This window comes from Streptomyces sp. NBC_01446 (assembly GCF_026340095.1).
Lineage (GTDB): Bacteria > Actinomycetota > Actinomycetes > Streptomycetales > Streptomycetaceae > Streptomyces > Streptomyces aureus.
Genome location: NZ_JAPEPO010000001.1, coordinates 6,677,594 through 6,701,140, shown reverse-complemented (window position 1 = coordinate 6,701,140; position 23,547 = coordinate 6,677,594). Strand labels below are relative to the sequence as shown.

The 23,547-nt window shown below is 71.7% G+C and carries 22 protein-coding genes and 1 pseudogene; 9 read left to right on the top strand and 14 right to left on the bottom strand.

Annotated elements, in window-relative coordinates; translation table 11 throughout:
• Positions 1 to 201: 201 nt before the first annotated feature.
• Together OG456_RS30110 and OG456_RS30105 are read left to right on the top strand one after the other, a co-directional pair.
• Positions 202 to 561, top strand: a complete 360-nt coding sequence (locus OG456_RS30110) for a hypothetical protein (RefSeq protein WP_266566435.1) — start codon at positions 202 to 204, stop codon at positions 559 to 561.
• Position 562: 1 nt separating this feature from the next.
• Positions 563 to 994 (top strand): hypothetical protein, encoded by a 432-nt coding sequence (locus OG456_RS30105; protein ID WP_266566433.1) that lies wholly within the window; start codon positions 563 to 565, stop codon positions 992 to 994.
• Between the two features lie 59 nt (positions 995 to 1,053).
• Here the strand turns inward: OG456_RS30105 and OG456_RS30100 are convergent, their stop codons facing one another.
• From OG456_RS30100 to OG456_RS30085, 4 genes are all read right to left on the bottom strand, one after another.
• On the bottom strand, positions 1,054 to 2,634 hold the full coding sequence (locus tag OG456_RS30100) for an IS1182 family transposase (RefSeq protein WP_266557237.1): 1,581 nt from the start codon (positions 2,632 to 2,634) through the stop codon (positions 1,054 to 1,056).
• 115 nt (positions 2,635 to 2,749) lie between these two features.
• Positions 2,750 to 3,247, bottom strand: a complete 498-nt coding sequence (locus OG456_RS30095; RefSeq protein WP_266566431.1) for a GNAT family N-acetyltransferase — start codon at positions 3,245 to 3,247, stop codon at positions 2,750 to 2,752.
• A gap of 37 nt (positions 3,248 to 3,284) precedes the next feature.
• A complete protein-coding gene (locus OG456_RS30090) occupies positions 3,285 to 3,803 on the bottom strand; it encodes an RNA polymerase sigma factor (protein ID WP_266566429.1) in 519 nt (172 codons plus the stop codon).
• Between the two features lie 102 nt (positions 3,804 to 3,905).
• Entirely contained in the window at positions 3,906 to 5,087 is a 1,182-nt protein-coding gene (locus tag OG456_RS30085) for a glycerophosphodiester phosphodiesterase (protein WP_266566427.1), read from the bottom strand.
• Positions 5,088 to 5,271: 184 nt separating this feature from the next.
• Between OG456_RS30085 and OG456_RS30080 the strand changes: the two genes are divergently transcribed.
• Positions 5,272 to 6,045 carry a 1-acyl-sn-glycerol-3-phosphate acyltransferase gene (locus OG456_RS30080; protein ID WP_266566425.1) on the top strand — a complete coding sequence of 258 codons (774 nt, stop codon included), beginning with the start codon at positions 5,272 to 5,274 and terminating at the stop codon, positions 6,043 to 6,045.
• Between the two features lie 133 nt (positions 6,046 to 6,178).
• Here OG456_RS30080 and OG456_RS30075 read toward each other — a convergent pair whose 3' ends face one another.
• From OG456_RS30075 to argH, 4 genes and pseudogenes are all read right to left on the bottom strand, one after another.
• On the bottom strand, positions 6,179 to 7,729 hold the full coding sequence (locus OG456_RS30075) for an MFS transporter (RefSeq protein ID WP_266566423.1): 1,551 nt from the start codon (positions 7,727 to 7,729) through the stop codon (positions 6,179 to 6,181).
• Complete coding sequence (locus OG456_RS30070; protein WP_266566421.1) at positions 7,726 to 8,277, bottom strand: TetR/AcrR family transcriptional regulator; 552 nt, start codon at positions 8,275 to 8,277, stop codon at positions 7,726 to 7,728. Before OG456_RS30070 ends, OG456_RS30075 begins: the two co-directional genes overlap by 4 nt.
• Before the next feature lie 565 nt (positions 8,278 to 8,842).
• A pseudogene (locus OG456_RS30065) lies at positions 8,843 to 10,612 on the bottom strand (DUF5682 family protein); the annotation flags it as partial.
• 85 nt (positions 10,613 to 10,697) lie between these two features.
• On the bottom strand, positions 10,698 to 12,125 hold the full coding sequence (gene argH, locus OG456_RS30060) for an argininosuccinate lyase (RefSeq protein ID WP_266566419.1): 1,428 nt from the start codon (positions 12,123 to 12,125) through the stop codon (positions 10,698 to 10,700).
• 243 nt (positions 12,126 to 12,368) lie between these two features.
• On the opposite strand from argH, the gene OG456_RS30055 reads away from it, so the two are divergent.
• Together OG456_RS30055 and OG456_RS30050 are read left to right on the top strand one after the other, a co-directional pair.
• A complete protein-coding gene (locus OG456_RS30055; RefSeq protein WP_266566417.1) occupies positions 12,369 to 12,956 on the top strand; it encodes a pyridoxamine 5'-phosphate oxidase family protein in 588 nt (195 codons plus the stop codon).
• 3 nt (positions 12,957 to 12,959) lie between these two features.
• The gene (locus tag OG456_RS30050; RefSeq protein ID WP_266566415.1) at positions 12,960 to 13,670 is read left to right on the top strand and encodes a L,D-transpeptidase family protein; all 711 of its coding nucleotides are present in this window, start codon (positions 12,960 to 12,962) and stop codon (positions 13,668 to 13,670) included.
• Here the strand turns inward: OG456_RS30050 and OG456_RS30045 are convergent.
• Together OG456_RS30045 and OG456_RS30040 are read right to left on the bottom strand one after the other, a co-directional pair.
• Positions 13,664 to 15,133 (bottom strand): cell wall metabolism sensor histidine kinase WalK, encoded by a 1,470-nt coding sequence (locus OG456_RS30045; protein ID WP_266566413.1) that lies wholly within the window; start codon positions 15,131 to 15,133, stop codon positions 13,664 to 13,666. The two genes, OG456_RS30050 and OG456_RS30045, sit on opposite strands and share 7 nt — an antisense overlap.
• Entirely contained in the window at positions 15,130 to 15,858 is a 729-nt protein-coding gene (locus tag OG456_RS30040) for a response regulator transcription factor (protein ID WP_266566411.1), read from the bottom strand. Before OG456_RS30040 ends, OG456_RS30045 begins: the two co-directional genes overlap by 4 nt.
• Positions 15,859 to 16,003: 145 nt before the next feature.
• Here OG456_RS30040 and OG456_RS30035 point away from each other — a divergent pair, with 145 nt between their 5' ends.
• From OG456_RS30035 to OG456_RS30020, 4 genes are all read left to right on the top strand, one after another.
• On the top strand, positions 16,004 to 17,371 hold the full coding sequence (locus OG456_RS30035; protein ID WP_266566409.1) for a ferredoxin reductase family protein: 1,368 nt from the start codon (positions 16,004 to 16,006) through the stop codon (positions 17,369 to 17,371).
• A gap of 8 nt (positions 17,372 to 17,379) precedes the next feature.
• A complete protein-coding gene (locus tag OG456_RS30030) occupies positions 17,380 to 17,844 on the top strand; it encodes an FMN-binding protein (RefSeq protein WP_266566407.1) in 465 nt (154 codons plus the stop codon).
• A 31-nt stretch (positions 17,845 to 17,875) separates the two neighbouring features.
• The gene (locus OG456_RS30025; protein ID WP_266569485.1) at positions 17,876 to 18,568 is read left to right on the top strand and encodes an FAD:protein FMN transferase; all 693 of its coding nucleotides are present in this window, start codon (positions 17,876 to 17,878) and stop codon (positions 18,566 to 18,568) included.
• 96 nt (positions 18,569 to 18,664) lie between these two features.
• Positions 18,665 to 19,636 carry a bile acid:sodium symporter family protein gene (locus OG456_RS30020; protein ID WP_266566405.1) on the top strand — a complete coding sequence of 324 codons (972 nt, stop codon included), beginning with the start codon at positions 18,665 to 18,667 and terminating at the stop codon, positions 19,634 to 19,636.
• Between the two features lie 74 nt (positions 19,637 to 19,710).
• Here OG456_RS30020 and OG456_RS30015 read toward each other — a convergent pair whose 3' ends face one another.
• Genes OG456_RS30015 through argJ form a run of 4 tightly spaced genes read right to left on the bottom strand, consistent with a single transcriptional unit; the run spans position 19,711 to position 23,547 of the window.
• Entirely contained in the window at positions 19,711 to 20,247 is a 537-nt protein-coding gene (locus OG456_RS30015; protein WP_266566403.1) for an arginine repressor, read from the bottom strand.
• A 17-nt stretch (positions 20,248 to 20,264) separates the two neighbouring features.
• Positions 20,265 to 21,467 (bottom strand): acetylornithine transaminase, encoded by a 1,203-nt coding sequence (locus OG456_RS30010; protein WP_266566401.1) that lies wholly within the window; start codon positions 21,465 to 21,467, stop codon positions 20,265 to 20,267.
• Positions 21,464 to 22,399 (bottom strand): acetylglutamate kinase, encoded by a 936-nt coding sequence (argB, locus tag OG456_RS30005; RefSeq protein ID WP_266566399.1) that lies wholly within the window; start codon positions 22,397 to 22,399, stop codon positions 21,464 to 21,466. The genes OG456_RS30010 and argB overlap by 4 nt, the downstream gene beginning before the upstream one ends.
• On the bottom strand, positions 22,396 to 23,547 hold the full coding sequence (gene argJ / locus OG456_RS30000; RefSeq protein ID WP_266566397.1) for a bifunctional glutamate N-acetyltransferase/amino-acid acetyltransferase ArgJ: 1,152 nt from the start codon (positions 23,545 to 23,547) through the stop codon (positions 22,396 to 22,398). The genes argB and argJ overlap by 4 nt, the downstream gene beginning before the upstream one ends.

The following is a 23,547-nucleotide window of genomic DNA, read 5'->3' as shown; positions in this document are numbered from 1 at the left end:
CTGTCCGAATAGCGGACAGCCCTGGACGGTGGACGCCCGGCCCGCACGCCGCCCGAGTGAGCAGTGCGGCCAGTGCGGGCAGGGGCAGGAGGTGGTTCCCGCCGTCGTCCACGCCCGGCCCGGCGCGCGCCGCGCTGTGGCCAACGCCACGGTGGCGGGGCCGCGCGCAGCGGGCCTTTTCGGCCGTAATAGGGTCTCGGCATGCTTGATGCCCTGACGGTCGCGACCGCTGTCGCCGCGCTCGCGCTCGCCGCCTGGTGCGGCTTCGCCGCCTACCGCGACCAGCCGACCAAGGACTGGCACTTCATCGGTATGGCGGTGGTGTCACTGCTCGCCACGGTCCAGCTGATCGTCGGCATCGTGCTGCTGGCGCGCGGCGAGAAACCCGACCAGGGCACGACGATCTTCGTGGCCTATCTGATCGGCGCGTTCGCGTGCATCCCGGCGGCCGGCTTCATGTCGCTCGCCGAGCGCACCCGCTGGGGTTCGGTGACGGTGGCGGCCGGCGGCATCGTGCTGGCCGTCCTGCAAGTGCGGCTCTACGACATCTGGGGAGGCTGAGGTGTCCGTGACCTCACAGAGCGAGAGCGGCATCAAGCCGCAGAAACTGACCAGCGGCCCCGGCACGCTGCTGGTGTGGCTGTACGGCGTGATGGTGGTCGGCGCGGTCTCGCGCTCGGCCGTCCAGATCTCGACGGAGTTCGGCCACGCGCCGCTCGCCTACTCGCTGTCGGCGCTCGCGGGCATCGTGTACGGCTTCATCACGTACTCCCTCGTGCGCGGCGGGGAGAAGGCCCGCAGGGCGGCGCTGGTGTGCTGCGCCGCCGAGCTCCTGGGCGTACTGACCGTGGGGACGTGGACGCTGGCGGACCCGTCGGCGTTCCCGGACGCCACGGTCTGGTCGGACTACGGCATGGGCTATCTGTTCATTCCGGTACTGCTCCCGGTGACTGCCATGTTCTGGCTCAACAAGGCGCGCAGGGCTGCCGCCTAGAAGACTCATGAAGATCTTGCTGAGGGGTTGTCCGGCCGCAGGCCGGGCGGCCCCTCCGGCTATGTATTGACCGGGGTGAGGTGCCAGGTTCCGTTGGTTCGGGTGAGTCCGAGGTTGATCAGTCGGCGGAGGTTGAGGGCGGCTGCTCGGGTGTGGAGCCAGGCGTCGTTCTTGATGGTGCCGCGGTAGCGGAGTTTGCGGTTGTTGTGGTGGACGAGCCAGGCGACGGCGCGTTCGACTGGTGGTCTCCAGCGCCGGTAGTCAGCCTGCCAGTCGGGATCGGTGGCGGTCTGGTGGCGAGCGGCGGCGAGCAGGTCGTGGTGCGGACGGATGGTCAGGATCCGCCCGGCCTTGGCCTTGGTGCACCGCTCACGAAGGGGGCATCCGGCGCACACGTCCTTGAACGAGGCTTTGCGCTGGTGGTGCTGCCCGGCGGGAGCGGATAAAGGGACGGTGTGTCCGGCGGGGCAGGTCACGGTGGCGGCGCCGGTGTCGATGATGAAGTCGTCGAGGGTGAAGCCGCCAGGGACGGCGGGCCGCAGTGGTGCGGGTTTGAGGAACAGCCGGTGACCGGCAGTTTCGAGGCTGTGGCGGGCGTCGCCGGTGGAGTAGGCGGTGTCACCGAAGGCGTCAACGGGCTCGTCCTCGTCGGTGAGCAGGTCGATTCCGACCATCGCCTCGTGGTGCTCGGGACCGGCTCCGGGCCGCAGGGCGACGGCGGTGTATAACCCGGTCTCGGGCTCCATGGCGAGGTGGGCCTTGAAGCCATCCTGTTGGTGGGTGCGGGTCTTGTGCACGTGCCGGGCTTCGGGGTCGACAGTGGAGACCATCCGGTTTGGTGCGGTGCCCTGGGTGATGCGCCAGCGCCCGTCGCGGCCGTCGGAGTCCTCGGCGGGCTCCACGTCCTGACCTGCGACCAGGGCCAGGATGCCGACCGCGTTCGCGGCCTTCTCGTCGAGCTGCTGCTCGGGCAGATGGCCCAGCAGCCGCAGTGCGTCACCGACCAGGGCGTCGACCAGGTCGGCACGGGCCTGCTCGTCGTTCCAGGCGATCCTCGGCTTGCCCGGGTCGTTGTAGTCGTGCGCGGTGCACTGCACGGCTGCCACCTCGCCGGCCCCGGGGACTTCCCGGATCACCGCCCGGATGGCGGCGATGATCTGGGTGACGGTGTCCTGGGTGGCCACCGCGTCGTCCAGCACAGTGGAATCCAGCGCCCGGCGGTGCTTGCCCTTGAGGACACCGGTGGCCTTCACGACCTCACGCACAGCCTCGAATACCCGGTTCGGCCGGGCGGAACGGGCCAGCCGGCGGCGGAAGTAGGCCAGCAACGACGGATCGAACGCCATGTCATGAAGGCCCAGTCCACAGGCGGCCTTCCACCGCAGGTCGCACCGCAGCTCCTGGACCGTCTCGAAGTCCGAAAGCCCGTGCAGGGCCTGTAGCGTGATCGAAGCGGCCAGGATCTGCGGCGGCATGCTCGGCCGCCCGTTCGCCGACGGGTACATGTCCGCAAACATCTCCGCTTCGAACAGCGCGCTGCGATGCTCGGCCAGGAACGCGAACACACTCCCTGCCGGGATCAAATCCCGGCAGGTCTCCCATACATCCGGCCCGATCGTCTCCCCGGCCCATTCCCCCATCACCACAACAAACAGTCTGGCCCCGCCGCTCACGCGGCGGGGCCAGAACCCAAGATCTTCATGAGTCTTCTAGGGCTTGTCGGCAAGCCCCAGGCGTCTGCCACCCGCCGGCCCCCTAAGCGACGAAGGCGCCCGCTTCCGCGTCCTTGGCGAGCGTCACCACGGTGAGCCGCTCGTCGACGCGCTTCGTGGACACGGCCGCATAGCCGTGCTTCCGGTAGAGACGCAGGTTGTGCTCGCTGCGGTGACCGGTGAACAGCTGGAAGCGCTTGGCGGCGCCGTCCGCGCCGAGCTTGGTCTCGACGGCGTCGAGCAGCCGCCCGCCCAGGCCGTGGCGCTGCATGCGCGGGTGCACGACGAGCTTGCCTATCCGGGCCGTGCCGTCCGCGTCCATGGCGCCCCGCACCGCGGCCACGACCTCCTCCCCGAGCCGGGCCACCAGGACCGTGCCGCCCGCGAGTTCGGCCCTGACCGAGTCGAGCGGTTCCGTCAGCGGCTCGATCGAGTAGTCGCCGTAGAGCTCGGCCTCGCTCTGGTAGCACAGGTACTGAAGTTTGAGGATCTTCTCGGCGTCCTGCTCGGTCGCCGCAGAGATGATCACGCTCATGCCCATGTGTGCATGCCTCCCGCTCACCTGCTCCGCCGGTTGTCTACCGCTCCATTCCCCAGGGTTCAGGAGCCGCAACCTCTGCTGCCAGCATTCTGCGCAGGCATCCCAGACATCTGGAACGTTCCGGACCGAGGCTGCCCTGTGAGATACCCAACTCGCCTGCGATCTCTCGGTAGGTGAGGTCCTGCGGCGACAGGAAGGCGGCCACGACGCGGGGGCAGCGCCCGGGCAGTCGGCGCACGGCGGCGTGCAGCGCGCGGTGGCGGTCGCCGGCCAGCGCCCGCTGTTCCGGGCCGTGTTCGAAGTCGTCGGCGGGCTCGGTGACGTACGGGATCTCCCGCAGCCCGGCGTGGCGGGTACGGCGGGCCTCGGATCTGACGGCGGCGGTGAGCCAGGCGGCGGGGTCGGCGGGCGGGCCGTCGGTGTCGATGCGCTCCAGCAGGCGCAGCCAGACGGCCTGTTCGAGGTCGCCGGGTTCGCCCGCGCCGGCGTGGGCCTCCGCCGAGACCTCGGCGGCGATGAGCGGGCGCAGGGTGTCGATGACCAGGTCGTACGTCATGCCGGGCGGGACGCGGCCGCCCGGGCGTGTGGTTGCCGGGGCGGCCGCGCGTCACCCCAACCGGGGCCGGGGTGCGCGGTGTTGACGGCGTGCTGACGGAGGTCAGGCCTTCAGGAAGTCCTCGCGGGCGAGGAGCGCCGTGTCGCAGTTGTCCGAGAAGATGCCGTCGATACCGGTGGCCAGGTAGGCCTTGAAGGCGCCGAACGCGTCGCCGTAGGCGTTCGGGTCGGTGCCCTTCTTGAAGTCGGCGGGCAGGAAGGTGTTCTCGTTGCGCATCGTGTACGGGTGCAGGATCAGGCCCGCGGCGTGCGCGTCCTTGACGAGCGTGGTGGGCGCGAGGAGCTTGCCGTCCTTGTCCTTGGGGATGACGAGGTCGAGCGTGGGGCCGATGCCCTGGGCGTACGAGGCGATCTCGTCGAGGCCCTTGGGGGTGATGAGGTCGGCGACGGTGCGCGGGTCACCTGCGTCGACGAAGTCCCAGGGGCGGGAGCTCGCGGTCGACAGGAGCACGACGAGCGGGTTGTCGACCAGCTTGTTCAGGCGCTGGATGCTGGTCGGTTCGAAGGACTGGAGGAAGACCGGCGAGTTCTTCTTGTTGACGCCGTACTTGCGCAGGAGCGTGGCGACGCGCTCCTCCAGGCCGAGGCCGAGCTTGCGGAAGTAGGTGGGGTGCTTGGTCTCGACATGGATCCACACCTCCTTGCCGCGCTCGCGGCTCTGCCGCTCACGCCACTTGAGGACCTCTTCGAACGTGGGGATCTCCCAGCGGCCGTCGTAGAGGGTGTTGCGCTGGCGGTTGGCCGGGATGCGCTCCTTGGCGCGCAGGGTCTTCAGCTCGGCGAGCGTGAAGTCCTCGGTGAACCAACCGGTCGTGGCGACCCCGTCGAGGCTCTTCGTGGTCTTGCGGCCGGCGAACTCGGGGTGCGCGGAGACGTCGGTCGTCCCGCCGATTTCCGGCTCGTGACGGCATACGAGGTGACCGTCCTTGGTGGGCACGAGGTCGCCCGCCTCGATGACGTGCGCGCCCATCTCCAGGGCCAGCTGGTACGAACCGAAGGTGTGCTCCGGCCGGTAGCCGCTCGTGCCCCGGTGGGCGATGACGGTCGGCACAGGCAGGCTCTTGTAGCCACCGCCACCGTGATGTCCGCCACCACTCCGCTCGTCGGCGCTCGCCACGCCGGGCGCGCCCAGGACGGCTCCGCCCGCTCCGAGCACCGCCGCACCCAGTACCGAACGGCGGCCGAGCTGCGACCCCCGGGACTCCTGTGACTTCCGCATCCCCATTGAGCACTCCTCCCACATCGCTGCCTTGCACCTGTCAAAGCGCACCGATCGTAGGTGTGCGGGAGTGACCAATGGGAGACCCTGGGCCGAACGGAAGGGTGATGCGGGGTGACTCCTGTGCGCCGGATGAGGGCCAACGGAGCGTAAATGCGGGTCAACACTGCGTATCGAGTGCGTGAACCCGATGTGCAACGGGCCGGGGGCCGCGAGTATCGTCCTCACCTGCACAGACTTCAGCTCATCCAGCCACGGCTTAGGCCGCCACCCCTTGACACCGGAGGGCCCGTTGTCCCGTTTCGCGTTCATCAAGGCAGTGCTCTCACCGATCATGCGCCTGATGTTCCGCCCCCGGGTGGAGGGCGCCGAGAACATCCCGGGCACCGGTCCGGTCATTCTCGCGGGCAACCACCTGACCTTCATCGACTCGATCGTGCTGCCGATCGTGTGTGACCGTCAGGTCCTGTTCATCGGCAAGGACGAGTACGTCACCGGCAAGGGCATCAAGGGCCGTGTCATGGCGTGGTTCTTCACCGGCGTCGGCATGATCCCCGTAGACCGGGACGGCGCGAACGGCGGTGTCGCGGCGCTCATGACGGGCCGTCGCGTCCTGGAGGAGGGCCAGGTCTTCGGCATCTACCCCGAGGGCACCCGCTCCCCCGACGGCCGGCTCTACCGCGGCCGCACCGGCATCGCCCGGCTGACCCTGATGACGGGCGCGCCCGTCGTCCCGTTCGCGATGATCGGCACGGACAAGCTCCAGCCGGGCGGCAGTGGCCTCCCGCGGCCCGGCCGCGTCACCGTCCGCTTCGGCGAGCCGATGGAGTTCTCCCGCTACGACGGCATGGGCCGCGACCGCTACGTGCTGCGCGCCGTGACGGACTCGGTGATGGCGGAGGTCATGCGCCTGTCCGGCCAGGAATACGTGGACATGTACGCGACCAAGGCGAAGGCCGCCTGAGCGGGTCGCACTTGGACATGACGAAGGGCCGCACCCGGTGGGTGCGGCCCTTCGTCACGCGTACGGACGCCTCGACGCCCGGTGAAGGCGCGTCATCCGTACGGCCGTGTCGTCATCCGTACGGCCGCGTCCGTCACGGGTGTTCGACGCCGTCCTCCAGCTTCTGGCCGCGCAGCAGGAACCACGCCGCCACCGCCGTCGCGAGGAGTACCGCCGCGCCGACCCCCGCGGCCGCCCGCAGCCCGTCGACGAAGGCGTTCTGCGCCGCCGAGATCAGTTCGCTCGCGGTGTGCGCGGGCAGCGCCGAGACGGAATCGACCGCGCCGCCCAGGGATTCGTGGGCGGCCGACGCCACCTCGGGCGGGGTGCCGGCCGGGGCCGTGAAGTCCCGGTAGACGCCCGTGACGATGGAGCCGAGCAGGGCGATACCGAGGGCCGCGCCCAGCTCGTACGCCGTCTCGGAGACCGCCGAGGCCGAGCCCGCCTGCTCCTTCGGCACGTTGGAGAGGATCACGTCGGCCGTGACGGTGAACGAGAACCCTGCGCCGACGCCGACGATCAGGAGCACCGACCCGAGCAGCGGATAGCCGGTCGACTGACTGAGCCCCGTCAGCCCGGCCAGGGCGAGGCCCACCGCGGCGAGGCCGCCCGCGACGACGGAGCGCACGGAGAACCGGCGCGCGACCCTGCCGGCGACCAGTCCGGCCGCCACCGCGCCGATGGCGGCGGGCAGTTCGGCGAGACCGGCCTCGAACGGGCCGCGCCCCTGGACCAGTTGCAGGAACTGGGAGAGGAAGAACACCAGGCCCGAAAGGCCGAGGATGGTGAGCAGGTCGGCGAGGACCGCGGCCGAGAATCCGCGGTGGCGGAACAGACGCATGTCGAGGAGCGGCGCGGGCAGCGTGAGCTGGCGTCGGACGAACCACGCCAGATCGGCCAGTCCGAGCACGCCGGACGCAAGCACCTGCCAGCCGAAGCCGTGCGACGCGGCCTCCTTGACCGCGTAGACGACGCCGATCATGCCGACGAGGGACAGGACGACGCTGATCAGGTCCCACGGCCCGCCCGCCGGGTTCTTCGACTCGGGCAGCAGCTTCACGCCGACGACGACGAGGACCGCCATCACGGGCAGGTTGATCAGGAAGACCGAGCCCCACCAGAAGTGTTCGAGCAGGAAACCGCCGACGACGGGACCCACGGCCGCGCCCGCGGACGCCGCCGCACCCCAGATGCCGACGGCGAGGGAACGCTCGCGCGGGTCGGTGAAGATGTTGCGGATCAGGGCGAGGGTCGAGGGCATCAGGGTGGCACCCGCGACGCCGAGCAGGGCGCGGGCCAGGATCATCATTTCGGGGCTCGTCGCGTACGCGTTGAGCACCGAGACGGCACCGAACGCGACCGCGCCGGTGAGCAGCAGCTTCTTACGGCCGATGCGGTCGCCGAGGCTGCCCATGGAGACCAGGAGTCCCGCGATCACGAACGAGTAGACGTCGCCGATCCACAGGAGCTGCGTACCTGTCGGCTCCAGGTCCTCGCTGATGTACGGCGTCGCGAGACCGAGCACCGTCGCGTCGACCGCGACCAGGAGCACCGCGAGCACGAGGACGGAGAGCGCGAGCCATCGTCCTCGTCCGGGCCTCGGCTCCACCTCCGCCGCGAATGTGCGCTGGTGTGTGCTGGTCATGGTTCCACTCTCCGTCTGGCGCCGCCGAGCAGAAGCTCGACGATCATGTGTTGGAAGTCCTTGGCGGCCACCCGGCCGTCCTGTACGGCCCAGGCACCCCCGCCGATCAGGCTGTAGAGCGCCTCCGTGAGCCACGCGGGTGTCAGGTCGATACGGAACTCGCCGCGCTGCTGGCCGCGCGTGAACAGCCCGGCGATACGGGCGTCGAGCCGGGCCCAGCCCTCGTTCTGCGACTCGCCCTCGAAGAGCTGGTTCTCCGTGACGAGGAAGGCGAGGAGTCCGGCGCACGGCTGGATCTCCGACACGAGCCGGCGTACGGCGTCGTCCGCGCTGCCCTCGTCGAGCCGGGCGGCGTCGAGAGCCGCCTCGCACTCCTGGATCCCCAATTCCTCGAGGGCCCTGACGAGTGCGTCCCGGCCCGCGAAGTGCCGGTGCAGCGTGGCGCGGCTGAGACCGGCTGCCCTGGCCACCTCGTCCATCGTGGCCGTGGCCTTGCGGGTGAGCAGGGCAGCTGCGGTGCGCAGCACCTGGTCTCGGTCGACTGACATGAGACAAGGGTAGACCATGTGAGACATGTCTGTCTCATGCAGGGCGTGGGCGTCTCATAGGTGGCTGGATATAGGCCTGCCACAGGGCTTCGGCGGCGGCGGCTTGGGGCGGGGTGGTGGGCGGCGGAGAGGTGCGGGCTTCGGTCGGCTCGGTGGGGGGTGTGGTGGTGTCCACCTCGTCCGGGGTCGGCGGGGGCGGCTGATCGGGCGCGTCGGAGGGGGCCGGCGTGAGGGTGTCGTCCGCGATCGGTGCGAGGGTCGCCGCCGCGGCCCGGTGGACGCAGGCCGGGGCGAGCAGGCAGCCGCAGCGGATCGCGCCCTCGGCCGTGACCGTGCCGCCGGGAGCGTGCAGTTCGACGAAGGTCTCGTCGTCCACCGCGATACGGCAGATGCCGCCGTCGGACGTCACCGGTCGCGCGGCGAGCTTCTCGACGGCCGCGTCGAGGCGCTTGCGCAGGCGTGGGGAGAGTGCGGCCACGACGGCGGCGGTGACCTCGGGCGGTACCGGAGGAAGCTGCGGCGTCGGGTGAGACGGCGGCTGAGAGTGCGTCGGAGTCAACGGATCTTCTCCCCATACCCAGCGGGCGAGTTCGAGCGGGCTGAGTGCGGCGACCGGCATGCCCGCGGCGACGAGCTGTCCCGCGATGCCGGTGGAGTAGCGGGGGCGCCCGGCGTCGTCGAGGCTCGCGCAGCCCAGTACATGGCAGCCCGCGCCGACGAGTTCGCGTACCTCGGCGAGCATTCCGCCGACGGGGTAGCCCTCCTCGAAGTCGCTGACCACGACGACGAGGGTGCGCGAGGGCGCGGTGACGAGCGTGCGCGCGTGGCGCAGTCCGGCGGCGATGTGGGTGCCTCCGCCGACACGGGCCTCCAGGAGGAGGGCCAGAGGGTCGTGGACGTGTTCGGTCAGGTCGAGGACCGTCGTCGAGAACGCCAGGAAGTGCGTGGACAGCGCGGGCACGCCGGCCAGGACCGACGCGGTGAGCGCCGACCAGATGGTGGAGGCCTCCATCGAGCCGGACACGTCCGTGAGGATGATCAGCCGCCAGTCCGCCGAACGCTGGGCCCTGCCGTGGAACACGGGGTGCTCGGGGGTGACGTGGATACGTCCGTCGTCGGTGCGCCGGGCCGTGGCGAGGTTGGCGCGCAGGGTGCGGGCGAGGTCGAGTCTGCCGCCGGGGCGCCGGGTCGGGCGGGCGGTCGCCGCGCCGGTGAGTGCGGGGCGCAGGCGGGTGGCGAGAGTACGGGTCAGCTCGTCGACGAGGCGCCGTACGAGGGGTCGCAGGGCGGCGAGCTTGGCCTCGGGCAGGCCGCCCGCGTGCTGGAGCACGGTGCGCAGCAGTTCCACGGAGGGGCGTACGGCTTCGGGGTCGAGCGCGGACACGACGTCCGTGCGGCCACAGGTGGCCGCGGCGGCGAGGACCTCCTCGCGGATGCCGGGGCCGAAGAGCGCCGTGAGTTCCTCGGCCCATTCGCGTACGCCGGGGTACGGCGCCTCTCGCCCGCCCCGGCCGACCGCGCCGCCGGGCAGATCGCCGCGCGCTCCTTCACCGCGGCCCTTCCCGTACAGCTCGTCCAAAGCGGTCGCCAACGGGGCGATGTGTCGCGGAAGTTGATCCCCTCGCCGGCCGAGGACGAGACGCCACCGCTCGGCGGCGGCGATGCGGGCGTCGCCGGCCGGTGGGGCGGGAACGGGGGCGGGAGCGGACGGGGATGCGGGGTGAGGCCGGCCGGACGTGTCCGGCGCCGTGGGCAGGAGGCCGAGCGCGGCCAGCGCCTCGCGGGCGGCGAGGTCCGCGGTGGTCCACGCCGCCAATGTCCGCGCGTCCGTGTCCGGGGGGAGGTCGGCATCGAGGGTGCCGTCGATGCGTTCCTCGATGACGGTGAGCAGCCGGTCGCGGGCGGCCGGGCTGAGCGTGTCGAATCCGCCGCGCAGGGCGGGGAGCCGTTCGAGGAAGGGGCTGTCGGGCGGTTCGCCGACGCGGTCGAGCAGCGGGGCGAGCGCCTCGGGAGCGGTCTCCAGGAGGGATCCGGTGGCGGTGAGCAGGCCGGTCAGCCGGGCGGTGAGTTCCGCGCGAGTACCGGGGTCGGTGGCCGTGTCGACCCAGGACGCCGCGCGTGCGCCGAGGGCGGTGGCCGGGGTGTACCCGAGCAGAACGCGCACTGCGGCCGCGGCGCCCCGCATGAGCGGCGTGCCTCCGTCGGCCAGCCGCGCCAGCGAGTCAGCGAGCCGCATTCCCCCGAACACGTCGGCGCGCCGCGCGAGTTCGACCAGAACGCGGGCGTCGTCCGGGCCCTCGGACCCGGCAAGCCCATCGAGACTGCGGACGGCGGCGACGGCGCCCTTCTTTAGAGGCAGCCACTGACATTGACGCGATGTGGCCCAGCCCCTTGAAGGGCCGGGCCACACAAAAGGCAGGTCAGGACTTGGCGTCGGCCCACGCGCGCTGCACGGCGAGGTCGTCCTTCACCTCGGCGAGCTGCACCGCGACGGCCGAAGGAGCGGTGCCGCCGCGCCCGTTGCGCGAGGCGAGCGCGCCCGGCACGTCGAGGACGGTGCGCACCTCGGGCGTGAGGTGCTCGGAGATCTTCGCGAACTGCTCGTCCGTGAGCTGGTCGAGCTCGATGCCGTGCTGCTCGCACTCCTTGACGCACTCACCGGCGACCTCGTGCGCGACGCGGAACGGCACGCCCTGCTTGACGAGCCATTCGGCGATGTCGGTGGCGAGCGAGAAGCCGGCCGGGGCGAGCTCCTCCATCCGCTCCCGGTTGACCGTGAGCGTGGCCATCATGCCGGTGAACGCGGGCAGCAGGACCTCGAGCTGGTCGCAGGAGTCGAAGACCGGCTCCTTGTCCTCCTGGAGGTCGCGGTTGTACGCGAGCGGGAGGGCCTTGAGCGTGGCCATGAGGCCGGTCAGGTTGCCGATCAGGCGGCCGGACTTGCCACGGGCGAGCTCGGCGATGTCCGGGTTCTTCTTCTGCGGCATGATCGACGAGCCGGTGGAGAAGGCGTCGTGGAGGGTCACGAAGGAGAACTCCTTCGTGTTCCAGATGATGATCTCCTCGGCGATGCGCGAGAGGTTCACACCGATCATCGCGGTGATGAAGGCGAACTCCGCGACGAAGTCCCGCGACGCGGTGCCGTCGATGGAGTTGCCGGCCGAGCCGTGCTCGAAGCCGAGGTCCTTCGCGACGGCCTCCGGGTCGAGGCCGAGCGACGAACCGGCCAGGGCGCCGGAGCCGTACGGCGAGACCGCCGTGCGCTCGTCCCACTGCCTCAGCCGCTCGGCGTCCCGGGACAGGGACTGGACGTGCGCGAGGACGTGGTGCGCGAACAGGACCGGCTGGGCGTGCTGGAGGTGCGTACGGCCGGGCATGGCGACGTCGGCGTGCGCCTCGGCGAGGCCGACGAGCGCGTCCTGGAGGTCGGCGACGAGGCCGCCGATGACGCGCGCGTGGTCGCGCAGGTACATCCGGAAGAGCGTGGCCACCTGGTCGTTGCGGGACCGGCCCGCGCGCAGCTTGCCGCCGAGGTCGACGCCGAGCCGCTCCAGCAGTCCGCGCTCCAGCGCCGTGTGGACGTCCTCGTCGGCGATGGTCCCGACGAACGAGCCGTCCGCCACGTCCGCTTCGAGCTGGTCGAGGCCCGCGAGCATGCGGGTCAGCTCGTCCTCGGTAAGCAGGCCCGCCTTGTGCAGCACGCGCGCGTGTGCGCGGGAGCCGGCGATGTCGTACGGCGCCAGGCGCCAGTCGAAGTGGACCGAGGCGGAGAGTTTCGCCAGGGCCTCGGCGGGGCCGTCGGCGAACCGGCCGCCCCAGAGGCGGACATCGCCGGTGTTGCTGCTCACGGTTGCTCCTAGATGTGCGGTGACGCGGGGCGGGTTTTCTCTTCCCCGTCCCGCCCCTTCCCGTAACGGGTATCAGGCGAGGTCGCGCTTCGCCGCGCTCTTCGACGACGGGGCGAAGACGTCGATGACGTCATGCATGAGTATGCATTGCACTGCATGATTCGTCAATCGATCCCTCCACGGACCGAGACGCGCGCGAAATCCTTAGACAGGCGAACGATATCGGGCCGATAATCCAGAACCATGGGAAAGACCTACGAACGCATAGACGGCAGGCTCCGCACCTTCATCGAGGAGCAGCCGATGTTCTTCACCGCGACCGCACCTCTCTCCGGGGACGGCACTGTGAACCTCTCACCCAAAGGGCTGACGGGATCCTTCGCCGTGCTCGACGAGCGGACCGTCGCCTATCTCGACTTCGCCGGCAGCACCGCCGAGACCATCGCGCACCTGCGCGAGAACGGCCGCATCACCCTCATGTGGTGCGCCTTCCAGGGCCCTCCGAACATCGTCCGGGTGCACGGCCACGGAGAACCCGTCTTCCGTGACGACCCACGGTTCAAGGACCTGCTCGAACACTTCCCCGATATCGACCCCAGCCTCCACGGGCTGCGCGCGATCGTCGTCGTGACCGCCGACCTCATCCGCGACAGCTGCGGATACGCGGTGCCCTTCATGTCGTACGACGCCGACCGCGACCTGCACGGGAAGCGGTTCGCGCGCGAGGACGACACCTCCCTGAGCGAGTACTTCAAGAAGAAGGAGCACATCGAGCGCAGCATCGACGGACTTCCGGGGCTGCCGCTCCCGCTGCCCCCGACTACCGTCTGACACATGCGCTCACGAGCCGTCACCATCGCGTCCCTGATCGCGGCGATCGCCCTGCTGATCCTGGGCGCGGCACCGCCCGGCGGGCCCGCGCCGCTGCCCGAGCGGATGGCCGACACGGGCGGCGGCTCCCAGCTCGTCACCGCGCAGGCCGCCGGCACGGGCTCCACCACCGGCACCGTCACCTGGTGGGACCGACGCGGCGGCCGGTGGGTCGCGGCGGGTTCGGCGGCGGCGCGGTTCGGCGCGAAGGGCCTCGCCGACGGCGGCTCGCGCAAGCAGGGCACGTACACGACACCCACGGGTCTGTACGGCCTGCCCTACGCCTTCGGGATCGAACCCGCGCCGGCCGGCACGACCGCCCCCTACCGGCGCGTGCACCAGGACTCCTGGTGGTGCCAGGACAACGACTCGCGGTCCTACAACCGCTGGACCGAGCCGCGTCCGGCCGACTGCCGCGCCGCCGAGTCCGAGCACCTCGTGTCGTACGCGACCCAGTACGCGCACGCCTTCGTCATCGCCTACAACTACGACCGGCCGGTGCGCGGGCGCGGCGCGGGGATCTTCCTGCATGTGAACGGGCGCGGGGCGACGGCCGGGTGCGTGTCGGTCCCGGCGGACGCGATGCGGCGCATCCTGCGCTGGGCCGAGCCCGGCCGGCGGCCGCACATCGCGATCGGAACGGCGAGCGGCTCGACCGCGATCACGCGCTACTGAGGCGGCGCCTTCGGAAGGTGGACCGTGAACACGGTCTCGCCGGGCTCGCTGCGCAGCGTCGCGGTGCCGCCGTGCGCCTCCGCGACCGCCGTGACGATGGCGAGGCCGAGTCCGGTGCCGCCGCCCGCCCCGGCCTGCCTGGGCCGGTCGCCGTGGGTGAAGCGTTCGAAGATCCCGTCACGGATCTCCTCCGGGACGCCGGGGCCGTCGTCCCGTACCGACAGCGACACCCCTAGCTCGTCGGCGTCGATGCGGGCGGTGACACGGGTGCCGTGCGGGGTGTGCAGGCGGGCGTTGGCCAGGAGGTTGGCGACGGCCTGGTGGAGGCGGTGCGCGTCGCCCGTTACGGTGACCGGTTCCTCCGGGAGCTCCATGGCCCAGCGGTGGTCCGGGCCTGCCGCCCGGGCGTCGGTGACCGCGTCGAGCACGAGGCGCGTGAGGTCGACCGGCTCGCGTTCCAGGGGCCGGCCCGCGTCCAGGCGGGCGAGCAGGAGCAGGTCCTCGACCACCTCGCCCATCCGTCCGGACTCCGCGGCGATGCGCTCCAGCGCACGGCGGACCTCGGCGGGTACGGGCCCCCGGTGCAGGAGAGCGAGTTCCGCGTGGCCGCGGATGGAGGCGACGGGGGTGCGCAGCTCGTGGCTGGCGTCGGCGGAGAAGCTGCGCAGGCGTTCCTCGGAGGCGTGCCGTCGGGTGAGCGCGTCCTCGACGTGGCCGAGCATGCGGTTGAAGGCGGACGCCACCTGGCCGACCTCGCTGCGCGGGTCGGACTCGGGGGCGCGCGGCGGCAGGACCACCGCGCCGCTCGCGAGCGACAGTTCGCTGACACGGGTGGCGGTGGCGGCGACCCGGCTCAGCGGGCGCAGGGACCAGCGCACCCAGAGTGCGCCGGCGACGCCGGTGGCGGCGAGCGCGATCCCGAAGACGCCCGCCGCGACGAGTTCGAGGCGGCGCACGGTGGCTTCCAGGGGTTCCAGCGGCAGGCCCGTGACGAGGACGTCGCCGTCCCTCCCCTCGGAGGCCTCGACCCGGTAGCGGTCCAGGGACGCCAGCCGGACGGTGTGACCGCGCCCGTCGACGGGCAGGCGGGCGAGGGTCCTGCGGTCCGCGTCGGACAGGCGCACGCCCAGGTCGGCCGGGTCGGAGCCCGCCCGGACGACGGCGGCGCTGGTGACGGCGCCGCCGACGAGCCGGACCCCGAGGGTGCCGGTGGCCTGGCGGCGGGTGTCGGCGTGCTCGTCGCCGTCGTGGTCGTCGGGCCCGCGGCCGCTGTGTTCGAGGCTCTCCGGCAGGGCGCTCCCGGCGTCGTGGAGCTGCTGGTCGAGGCGCCCGGTGAGGAAGCCGCGCAGCTCGACGACCGCGGCCACGCCGACGGCCGCGCAGCTGACGGCGAGCAGCAGGACGAGCCCGGCGGTGAGCCGGGCGCGCAGGGTGTGCGGGACGCGCGGGCGCGGCCGGTTCATCGGCCGGCCGGCTTCAGGACGTACCCGGCTCCGCGCACCGTGTGGATCATGGGTTCACGGCCCGCGTCGATCTTCTTGCGGAGGTAGGAGACGTAGAGCTCGACGACATGGGCCTGGCCGCCGAAGTCGTAGGACCAGACGCGGTCGAGGAGCTGGGTCTTGCTGAGGACGCGGCGGGGGTTGCGCATCAGGCAGCGCAGGAGCTCGAACTCGGTCGGCGACAGGTCGATGCCCGTGCCGCCGCGCGTGACCTCGCGGGCGTCCTCGTCCATCACCAGGTCGCCGACGGTGAGCTGGGCGCTCTCGGCGAGATCTCTGGTCATGCCGGCGCGGCGCAGCAGGCCGCGCAGCCGGGCCACCAGTTCCTCCAGGCTGAACGGCTTGGTCACGTAGTCGTCGCCGCCCGCGGTGATGCCGGTGACCCGGTCCTCGACGGTGTCGCGGGCCGTGAGGAAGAGCACACAGACGTGCGGCTGCGCGGCGCGCAGTTCGCGCAGGACGGACAGGCCGTCGCGGTCCGGCAGCATGATGTCGAGGACGACGGCGTCGGGACGGAAGTCGAGTCCTTCGCGCACGGCGTCACGGCCGGTCCCGGCGGTGCGGACGTCCCAGCCCTCGTAGCGCAGGACTCCCGTCACGACCTCGGCGATGTCGGGTTCGTCGTCGACGACGAGGACGCGCACGGGGGTGCCGTCGGGGCGGGTGAGTGCGGTGCGTTCGTTCATCTCGTCCCAAGACTCTCTCGGATTGCTGTGAGTTCGCTCTGAACAACGGGCGGCGCCTCCCGTTCAGAGCCCGCTCAGAGGTTCGGGCCGCAGAGTTGCGTTCTGTCCGGCCCGCCCGACCCCGATCCGACGAGGAGCCGCTCCGGTGACCACCACGCACAGCCCACCGCCGCTGCGTCACCGCGCCCCGCGCCCGGCGCGTCGCCACTCCCCCGCGGTGCCGCTGCTGGCCGCCGCGGGCGCGGGCGGGGCCGCGGTGCTCGCCCTGTGGTGGCAGGGCACCGGCGTCGTGTCCGGCGCCGACGGCTGGCTGACGGGGGCAGGCCGGATCCTGGGCCTGATGTGCGGCTACATGTGCGCGCTCCTCGTCGCCCTGATGGCGCGTGTGCCGCTTCTGGAGAAGGGGCTGGGCAGCGACAGGACGGCGCGCTGGCACGCCTCGGCCGGCCGCTGGACGGTCGGTCTGCTCCTCGGCCACATCATCCTGATCACTCTCGGATACGCGGCGCAGAGCCGTACCGACCCCGTGTCGGAGCTCGGCACGATCGTCCTCGACTACCCCGAGATGCTGAAGGGCACGGCGGGCGCGGCCGTGCTCGCGCTGGTGGGCTTCGTGTCGGCACGGGCGGTGCGCCGCCGGATGCGGTACGAGACCTGGTACTACCTGCACGTCCTGACGTACGCGGCGATCTTTCTCGCGTTCGGGCACCAGCTGGCGCTCGGCGCCGACTTCGCGGGCGGGGCAGCCGCCCGCGCGGCCTGGTACGCCCTCTATCTGGGCGTGGCCACGCTCGTGCTGTGGTTCCGGGTTCTGGTTCCGGTGCGGCTCAACGTCCGGCACCGGCTGCGCGTCGAGGCCGTCGTGCGGGAGGCGCCGGGGGTGACGTCGGTGTGGGTGAGCGGCCGGCGCCTCGAAGCCCTGGGCGCGAAGCCGGGTCAGTTCTTCCGCTGGCGCTTCCTCACGCCCGGCATGTGGGGAGCCTCGCACCCGTACTCGTTGTCGGCGGTGCCGCGCGGCGGGTTCCTGCGGATCACGGTGAAGGCGCTGGGCGACCACAGCGCGTCCGTCGCTGGCCTGACGCAGGGCACGCGGGTGTGGGCGGAGGGGCCGTACGGGGCGCTCACGGCGGGTCTGCGGCGCTCGCGCCGGGTGCTGCTGCTCGCGGGCGGCACGGGCATCACGCCCCTGCGCACGCTCTTCGAGACGCTGCCGGCGGCGCCGGGCGACCTGACGCTGCTCTACCGGGCGCGCACCGCCGAGGAGCTGGCGCTGCGCGGTGAACTGGAGTCGATCGCTGCCGGACGCGGCGCCCGCCTCGTGTACGTCCTGAACGACGCCGACGGCGGACGGAGGGACGTCACGGCGGACGGTCTGCGCCGGATGCTCCCGGACATCGCGGCCCACGACGTGTACCTGTGCGGGCCGCACGGCCTCGCACTCGCCTCGTACGACGCCCTGCGCGAGGCCGGAGTGCCCGCTTCCCGTGTCCACTACGAGTCCTTCGAGCTGTGAGCCGCGCCATGAGAGCCCATCCGATCCGCCGTACCGTCCTGACCTGCGTCGCGACCGTCTCCGTGACGACGCTGGCGCTCGCGCTCAAGCCGCACTCACAGCCGGTCACGGCGGGCCCGCAGGCCCCGAGATCCAGCCAGTCCCCGTCGGTCCCGGGCGGCACGGGGTCCGGGACCGGGTCCGGCAGCGCGACCGGACAGCGGACTCTCACCGGCGAGACCGTGCAGACGCGTTACGGCCCCGTCCAGGTCGAGATCACCGTCGACGGCGCGAAGATCACCGCCGCCCGTGCCGTCAAGACCCCGTCGGGCGACCGGCGCAGCCAGGACATCGCCTCGTCCTCGGTCCCGACACTCGTGCAGGAGACCCTGGACGCCCAGAGTGCCCGGATCGACACGGTCTCCGGTGCCACGTTCACCAGTGAGGGCTACATGACGTCGCTGCAGAGCGCGCTGGACCAGGCCCGTGGGTGACGCCGCCGGGCTGCACCGGGTCGTGCACACCATGGGCACGGTGTTCTCGATCACGGTGCGCGGCGCGGACGTGGGTCCGCGGGCGCTCGACGAGGCGGAGGCGTGGCTGCGTCACGTGGACGCCGTCTTCTCGACGTACCGCGAGGACAGCGCGGTCAGCCGCATCGCCCGGGGCGAGCTCGCGCCCCAGGACTGTGCGCCCGAGGTCCGCGAGGTGCTGCGACTGTGCGAGCGGGCGCGGGAGCACACCGGCGGCTGGTTCACGGCGGGGCACTCCGGGGGCTTCGACCCGAGTGGCCTCGTCAAGGGGTGGGCGGTGGAGCGGGCGGCCGAGGCGCTGCTCTCCGCGGGCGCGACCGGCGTCTGCCTGAACGGCGGCGGCGACGTCCAGCTCCACGGCGGCCCGTGGCGCGTGGGCGTCGCGCATCCGTTGCGCCCGGGTCAGGTGGCGGCGGTCGTCGAGTCCCGGCAGGGCGCGCTCGCGGTGGCCACGTCGGGTCCCGCGGAGCGCGGCTGCCACATCGTCGACCCGCACACCGGGCAGGCGCCCGTCGGCGGTCTCGCCTCCCTGACCGTCGTCCACGAGGGGCTCACCGACGCGGACACCTGGGCGACCGCCGCGTACGCGATGGGTCCGGGGGCGCGGGCGTGGCTGGAGGCGCAGCCCGGTGTCACGGCGTTCGCGGTGACGGCGGACGGGGAGACCTGGTCGGTGACTCCCTGACGAGGGCGGGGAAGATGTGGGGACCCCATGAAGATGTAGGGACCACATAACGAGACGGAGTTGCGGGCACGCAGGGCGGCGGCGTTGCATCGCCCGGTGCAGACCGAACAGTTGATCCCCCAGCCGACGGACACCGGCAACCGCGCCGCGCGCCTGGCCGTGACCGTGTTCCCCGTACTCGTGCTCGCGGCGGGCGGTATCGGGCTCGCCCTGCCGGACGCCTTCGTGAGCTGGAAGACGAACGTCCCGTACCTGCTGGGTGTGGTGATGTTCTGCATGGGGCTCACGATGACCCCGCACGACTTCAAGGGCGTCGCGAAGCGGCCGTGGGCCGTCGGCCTCGGCCTCGTCGCGCACTACGTGATCATGCCGGGGCTCGGCTGGCTGATAGCCAACGCCCTGGACCTGCCGCCCCAGTTGGCGGCGGGCGTGATCCTCGTGGGCTGCGCCCCCAGCGGCACGGCCTCCAACGTGGTGACCTACCTGGCGCGCGGCGACGTGGCCCTGTCCGTCTCCGTCGCCACCGTCTCGACCGTGCTCGCCCCGCTCGTCACACCGCCGCTGACCCTGCTCCTCGCGGGTGAGTTCCTGCCCGTGGACGCGGGGTCGATGGTCACGGACATCCTCAAGACCGTGCTGCTGCCGGTCATCGCGGGGCTCGTCGTGCGCCTGGTCCTCGGCCGGTACGTCGACCGGGTGCTCGGCGTCCTGCCCTGGCTCTCGGCGCTGACGATCGCCGTCATCGTGGCCGTGGTCGTCGCGGGCAGCGCGACGGCGATCAAGTCGGCGGCCGGGCTCGTCCTGCTCGCCGTCGTCCTCCACAACGGCCTCGGCCTCGCACTCGGTTACGGCGCCGGAAAGCTGGCCCGCCTCGGGGCGCCCGCGTCCCGCGCGATGGCGTTCGAGGTCGGCATGCAGAACTCGGGGCTCGCCGCTTCGCTCGCCACGGCCCACTTCAGCCCGCTCGCGGCGCTCCCCGCGGCGGTGTTCTCCGTCTGGCACAACGTGTCGGGCGCCCTGGTCGCGGCCTGGATGTCGTACCGGGCGCGCCGTGCCGAGCAGCCCTGAGAAACACGCAAGCGCCCCGGACCACCCGTGAATCCCGGGCGGTCCGGGGCGCGAGCCCGAACGATTCAGCGCACTCAGTGGTTCTGGGCGAGCCGCAGCAGATGGTCGGCGAGCGCCTGCCCGCCGGCCGGGTCGCGGCTGATCAGCATCAAGGTGTCGTCACCCGCGATCGTGCCGAGGATGACCTGGAGTTCCGCCTGGTCGATCGCCGACGCGAGGAACTGGGCGGCGCCGGGCGGGGTGCGCAGGACCACGAGGTTCGCCGAGGCCTCCGCGGAGATCAGCAGTTCCCCCGCGAGCCGCCGCATCCGCTCCTCCTTGGCCGAGCCGCCGAGCGGGGCCTGCGGGGTGCGGAAGCCGCCCTCGCTGGGCACCGCGTAGATCAGCTCGCCGCCGGTGTTGCGGATCTTGACCGCGCCCAGCTCGTCCAGGTCCCGGGAGAGCGTCGCCTGCGTGACCGTGAGGCCGTCGTCGGCGAGCAGCTTCGCCAGCTGGCTCTGTGAGCGCACCGGCTGCCGGTTGAGGATGTCCACGATCCGGCGGTGGCGCGCGGTGCGGGTCTGCGGCACGGCGGGTCCCGCGGCGTGCTCGTTGTCCTGCGCCTGACTCATCGTCGTCGTCCCATTCCTCAGGATCGTCCTTCCCCGTCGGCCCCTTCGAGGGCCTTGTCCAGGACGCCGGGCAGCGCCTGGAGCAGGGTGTCCACCTCGTCGTCGTGGAGGTTGAGCGGCGGCATGAGCCGTACGACATCGGGGGCGGGCGCGTTCACCAGGAGGCCGGCATCCTGAGCCGCCTGCTGCACCTGGGGCGCGAGCGGCTCGGTGAGCACGATACCCAGGAGGAGCCCGGCGCCCCTTACGTGGCCGACGAGCGGGTGCCGGAGTGACGCGATCCCGTCCCTCAGCCGCGCCTCGGCACGCTTGACGTTGTCCAGGAGGCCCTCGCCCGCGACGGTGTCGAGCACCGCGAGGCCGGCCGCGCAGGCGACGGGGTTCCCGCCGAACGTCGTGCCGTGGTGACCGGGCTTGAGCAGCTGGGCCGCCTCGCCGAACGCGACGGTCGCGCCGATGGGCAGTCCGCCGCCGAGCCCCTTGGCGAGCGTGACGACATCGGGGTCGATGCCTTCCTCCGCCTGGTACGCGAACCAGTGGCCGGTCCTGCCGATGCCGGTCTGCACCTCGTCGAGGACGAGGAGGGTGCCGGTGGCCCGGGTGATCTCCCTGGCCGCCCTGAGGTAGCCGGCGGGCGGCACGACGACACCGTTCTCGCCCTGGATCGGCTCGATGATCACGAGCGCGGTCTCTTCAGTGACCGCCGCCCGCAGCGCCTCGGCATCGCCGTACGGGACATGCGTGACGTCGCCGGGCAGCGGTACGAACGGCTCCTGCTTGCCGGGCTGGCCCGTCAGCGCGAGGGAGCCCATCGTCCGGCCGTGGAAGCCGCCCTGGGTGGCGACCATGTGCGAACGGCCCGTCAGGCGGCCGATCTTGAAGGCGCCCTCGTTGGCCTCGGCGCCCGAGTTGCAGAAGTACACGCGGCCGGACCGGCCGAAGAGCTGGAGGAGCCGTTCGGCGAGCGCGACGGGCGGCTCGGCGACGAAGAGGTTCGAGACATGGCCGAGGGAGGCGATCTGCTCGGTGACCGCCCGGACGACCGCGGGGTGCGCGTGCCCGAGGGCGTTGACCGCGATGCCGCCGACGAAGTCGATGTACTCCTTGCCGTCGGCGTCCCACACCTTGGCGCCCGCGCCGCGGACGAGGGGCAGCCGGGGCGTGCCGTAGTTGTCCATGAGCGCGCCCTGCCAGCGCGCGGTCAGCTCCTGGTTGCTCATGACTCCCCCTGTACGTCGATGGCGCTCACGTCGGTGGCCTCGGGGGCGTCCGGCACGACCATCGTGCCGATGCCCTCGTCGGTGAAGATCTCCAGCAGGATCGAGTGCGGGACCCGGCCGTCGATGACGCGGGCGGTCGTCACGCCGCCCCGCACGGCGTGCAGGCAGCCTTCCATCTTGGGCACCATGCCGCTGGCCAGCTCGGGAAGGAGCTTCTCCAGCTCCTTGGCGGTGAGCCTGCTGATGACCTCGTCGGAGTTCGGCCAGTCCTCGTAGAGGCCCTCGACGTCGGTCAGGACCATCAGGGTCTCGGCGCCCAGCGCCGCAGCGAGGGCCGCAGCCGCCGTATCGGCATTGACGTTGTAGACGTGTCCGTCGTCCTGGGAGCGGGCGATCGAGGAGACGACCGGGATACGGCCGTCGGCGAGCAGGGCCTCGATGGCGCCGGTGTCGATCTCGGTGATCTCGCCGACCCGGCCGATGTCGATCAGTTCGCCGCCGATCTCGGGCCTGTGCTTGGTGGCGGTGATGGTGTGCGCGTCCTCGCCGGTGAGGCCGATGGCGAGCGGGCCGTGCTCGTTGAGGAGCCCGACGAGCTCGCGCTGCACCTGGCCGGCCAGCACCATCCGCACGACGTCCATCGCGTCCTCGGTGGTGACCCGCAGACCCGCCTTGAACTCGCTGACGATGCCGTGCCGGTCGAGGGCCTTGCTGATCTGCGGTCCGCCGCCGTGCACGACGACGGGCTTGAGGCCCGCGTGGTGCAGGAAGACGACGTCCTGCGCGAAGGCGGCCTTGAGGTCCTCGTCGATCATGGCGTTGCCGCCGAACTTGATGACGACGGTCTTGCCCTGGTGCCGGGTGAGCCAGGGCAGCGCCTCGATGAGGATCTGTGCCTTGGGCAGCGCGGTGTGCTTCCGCGTCGTACTCATGAGCTGTACGCGCTGTTCTCGTGGACGTAGTCCGCGGTCAGGTCGTTCGTCCAGATCGTCGCGGTCTCGGAGCCGGCCGCCAGGTCGGCGGTGATGACGACCTCCCGGAAGCGCATGTCGACGAGCTCGCGGTCCTCGCCGACGCCGCCGTTCTTGCAGACCCAGACGCCGTTGATGGCGACGTTCAGCTGGTCGGGCTCGAAGGCCGCGGACGTCGTACCGATCGCGGACAGCACCCGGCCCCAGTTGGGGTCCTCCCCGTGGATCGCGCACTTGAGGAGGTTGTTACGGGCGATGGAGCGGCCCACCTCGACGGCGTCGTCCTCGCTCGCGGCGTTGATGACGTCGACCCTGATGTCCTTGCTGGCGCCTTCGGCGTCGCCGATGAGCTGCCGTCCGAGGTCGTCGCAGACCGTGCGGACGGCCTCGGCGAACTCGGCGTATTCGGGGGTCACTTCGGCAGCGCCGGAGGCCAGGAGCAGCACGGTGTCGTTCGTCGACATGCAGCCGTCGGAGTCGACGCGGTCGAAGGTGACCTTGGTGGCGTCCCGCAGGGCCTTGTCCAGGACGTCGGCCTCCAGGTCGGCGTCCGTCGTCAGGACGACGAGCATGGTGGCGAGGCCGGGGGCGAGCATGCCCGCGCCCTTGGCCATGCCGCCGACCGTCCATCCGTCGCCCTCGAACACCGCGGTCTTGTGAACGGAGTCGGTGGTCTTGATGGCGACGGCGGCCTTCTCACCGCCATGCGGGCCGAGCTGCGCGACCGCCGTGTCGACGCCCGGCAGAAGCTTGTCCATGGGGAGCAGTTCGCCGATGAGGCCGGTCGAGGCGACGGCGACCTCGCCCGCGTTCAGGCCGAGCGCCTCCGCGACCTTCTCCGCCGTGGCGTGCGTGTCCTGGAAGCCCTTGGGACCCGTACAGGCGTTGGCGCCACCGGAGTTGAGGACGACGGCGGACACGATCCCGCCCTTGAGGACCTGCTCCGACCAGAGCACCGGTGCGGCCTTCACGCGGTTGGAGGTGAAGACGCCCGCGGCGGCCAGGCGGGGCCCGCTGTTGACCACGAGGGCCAGGTCCGGGTTGCCGTTCTGCTTGATCCCGGCGGCGATGCCCGCGGCCGTGAATCCCTTGGCTGCCGTCACACTCAC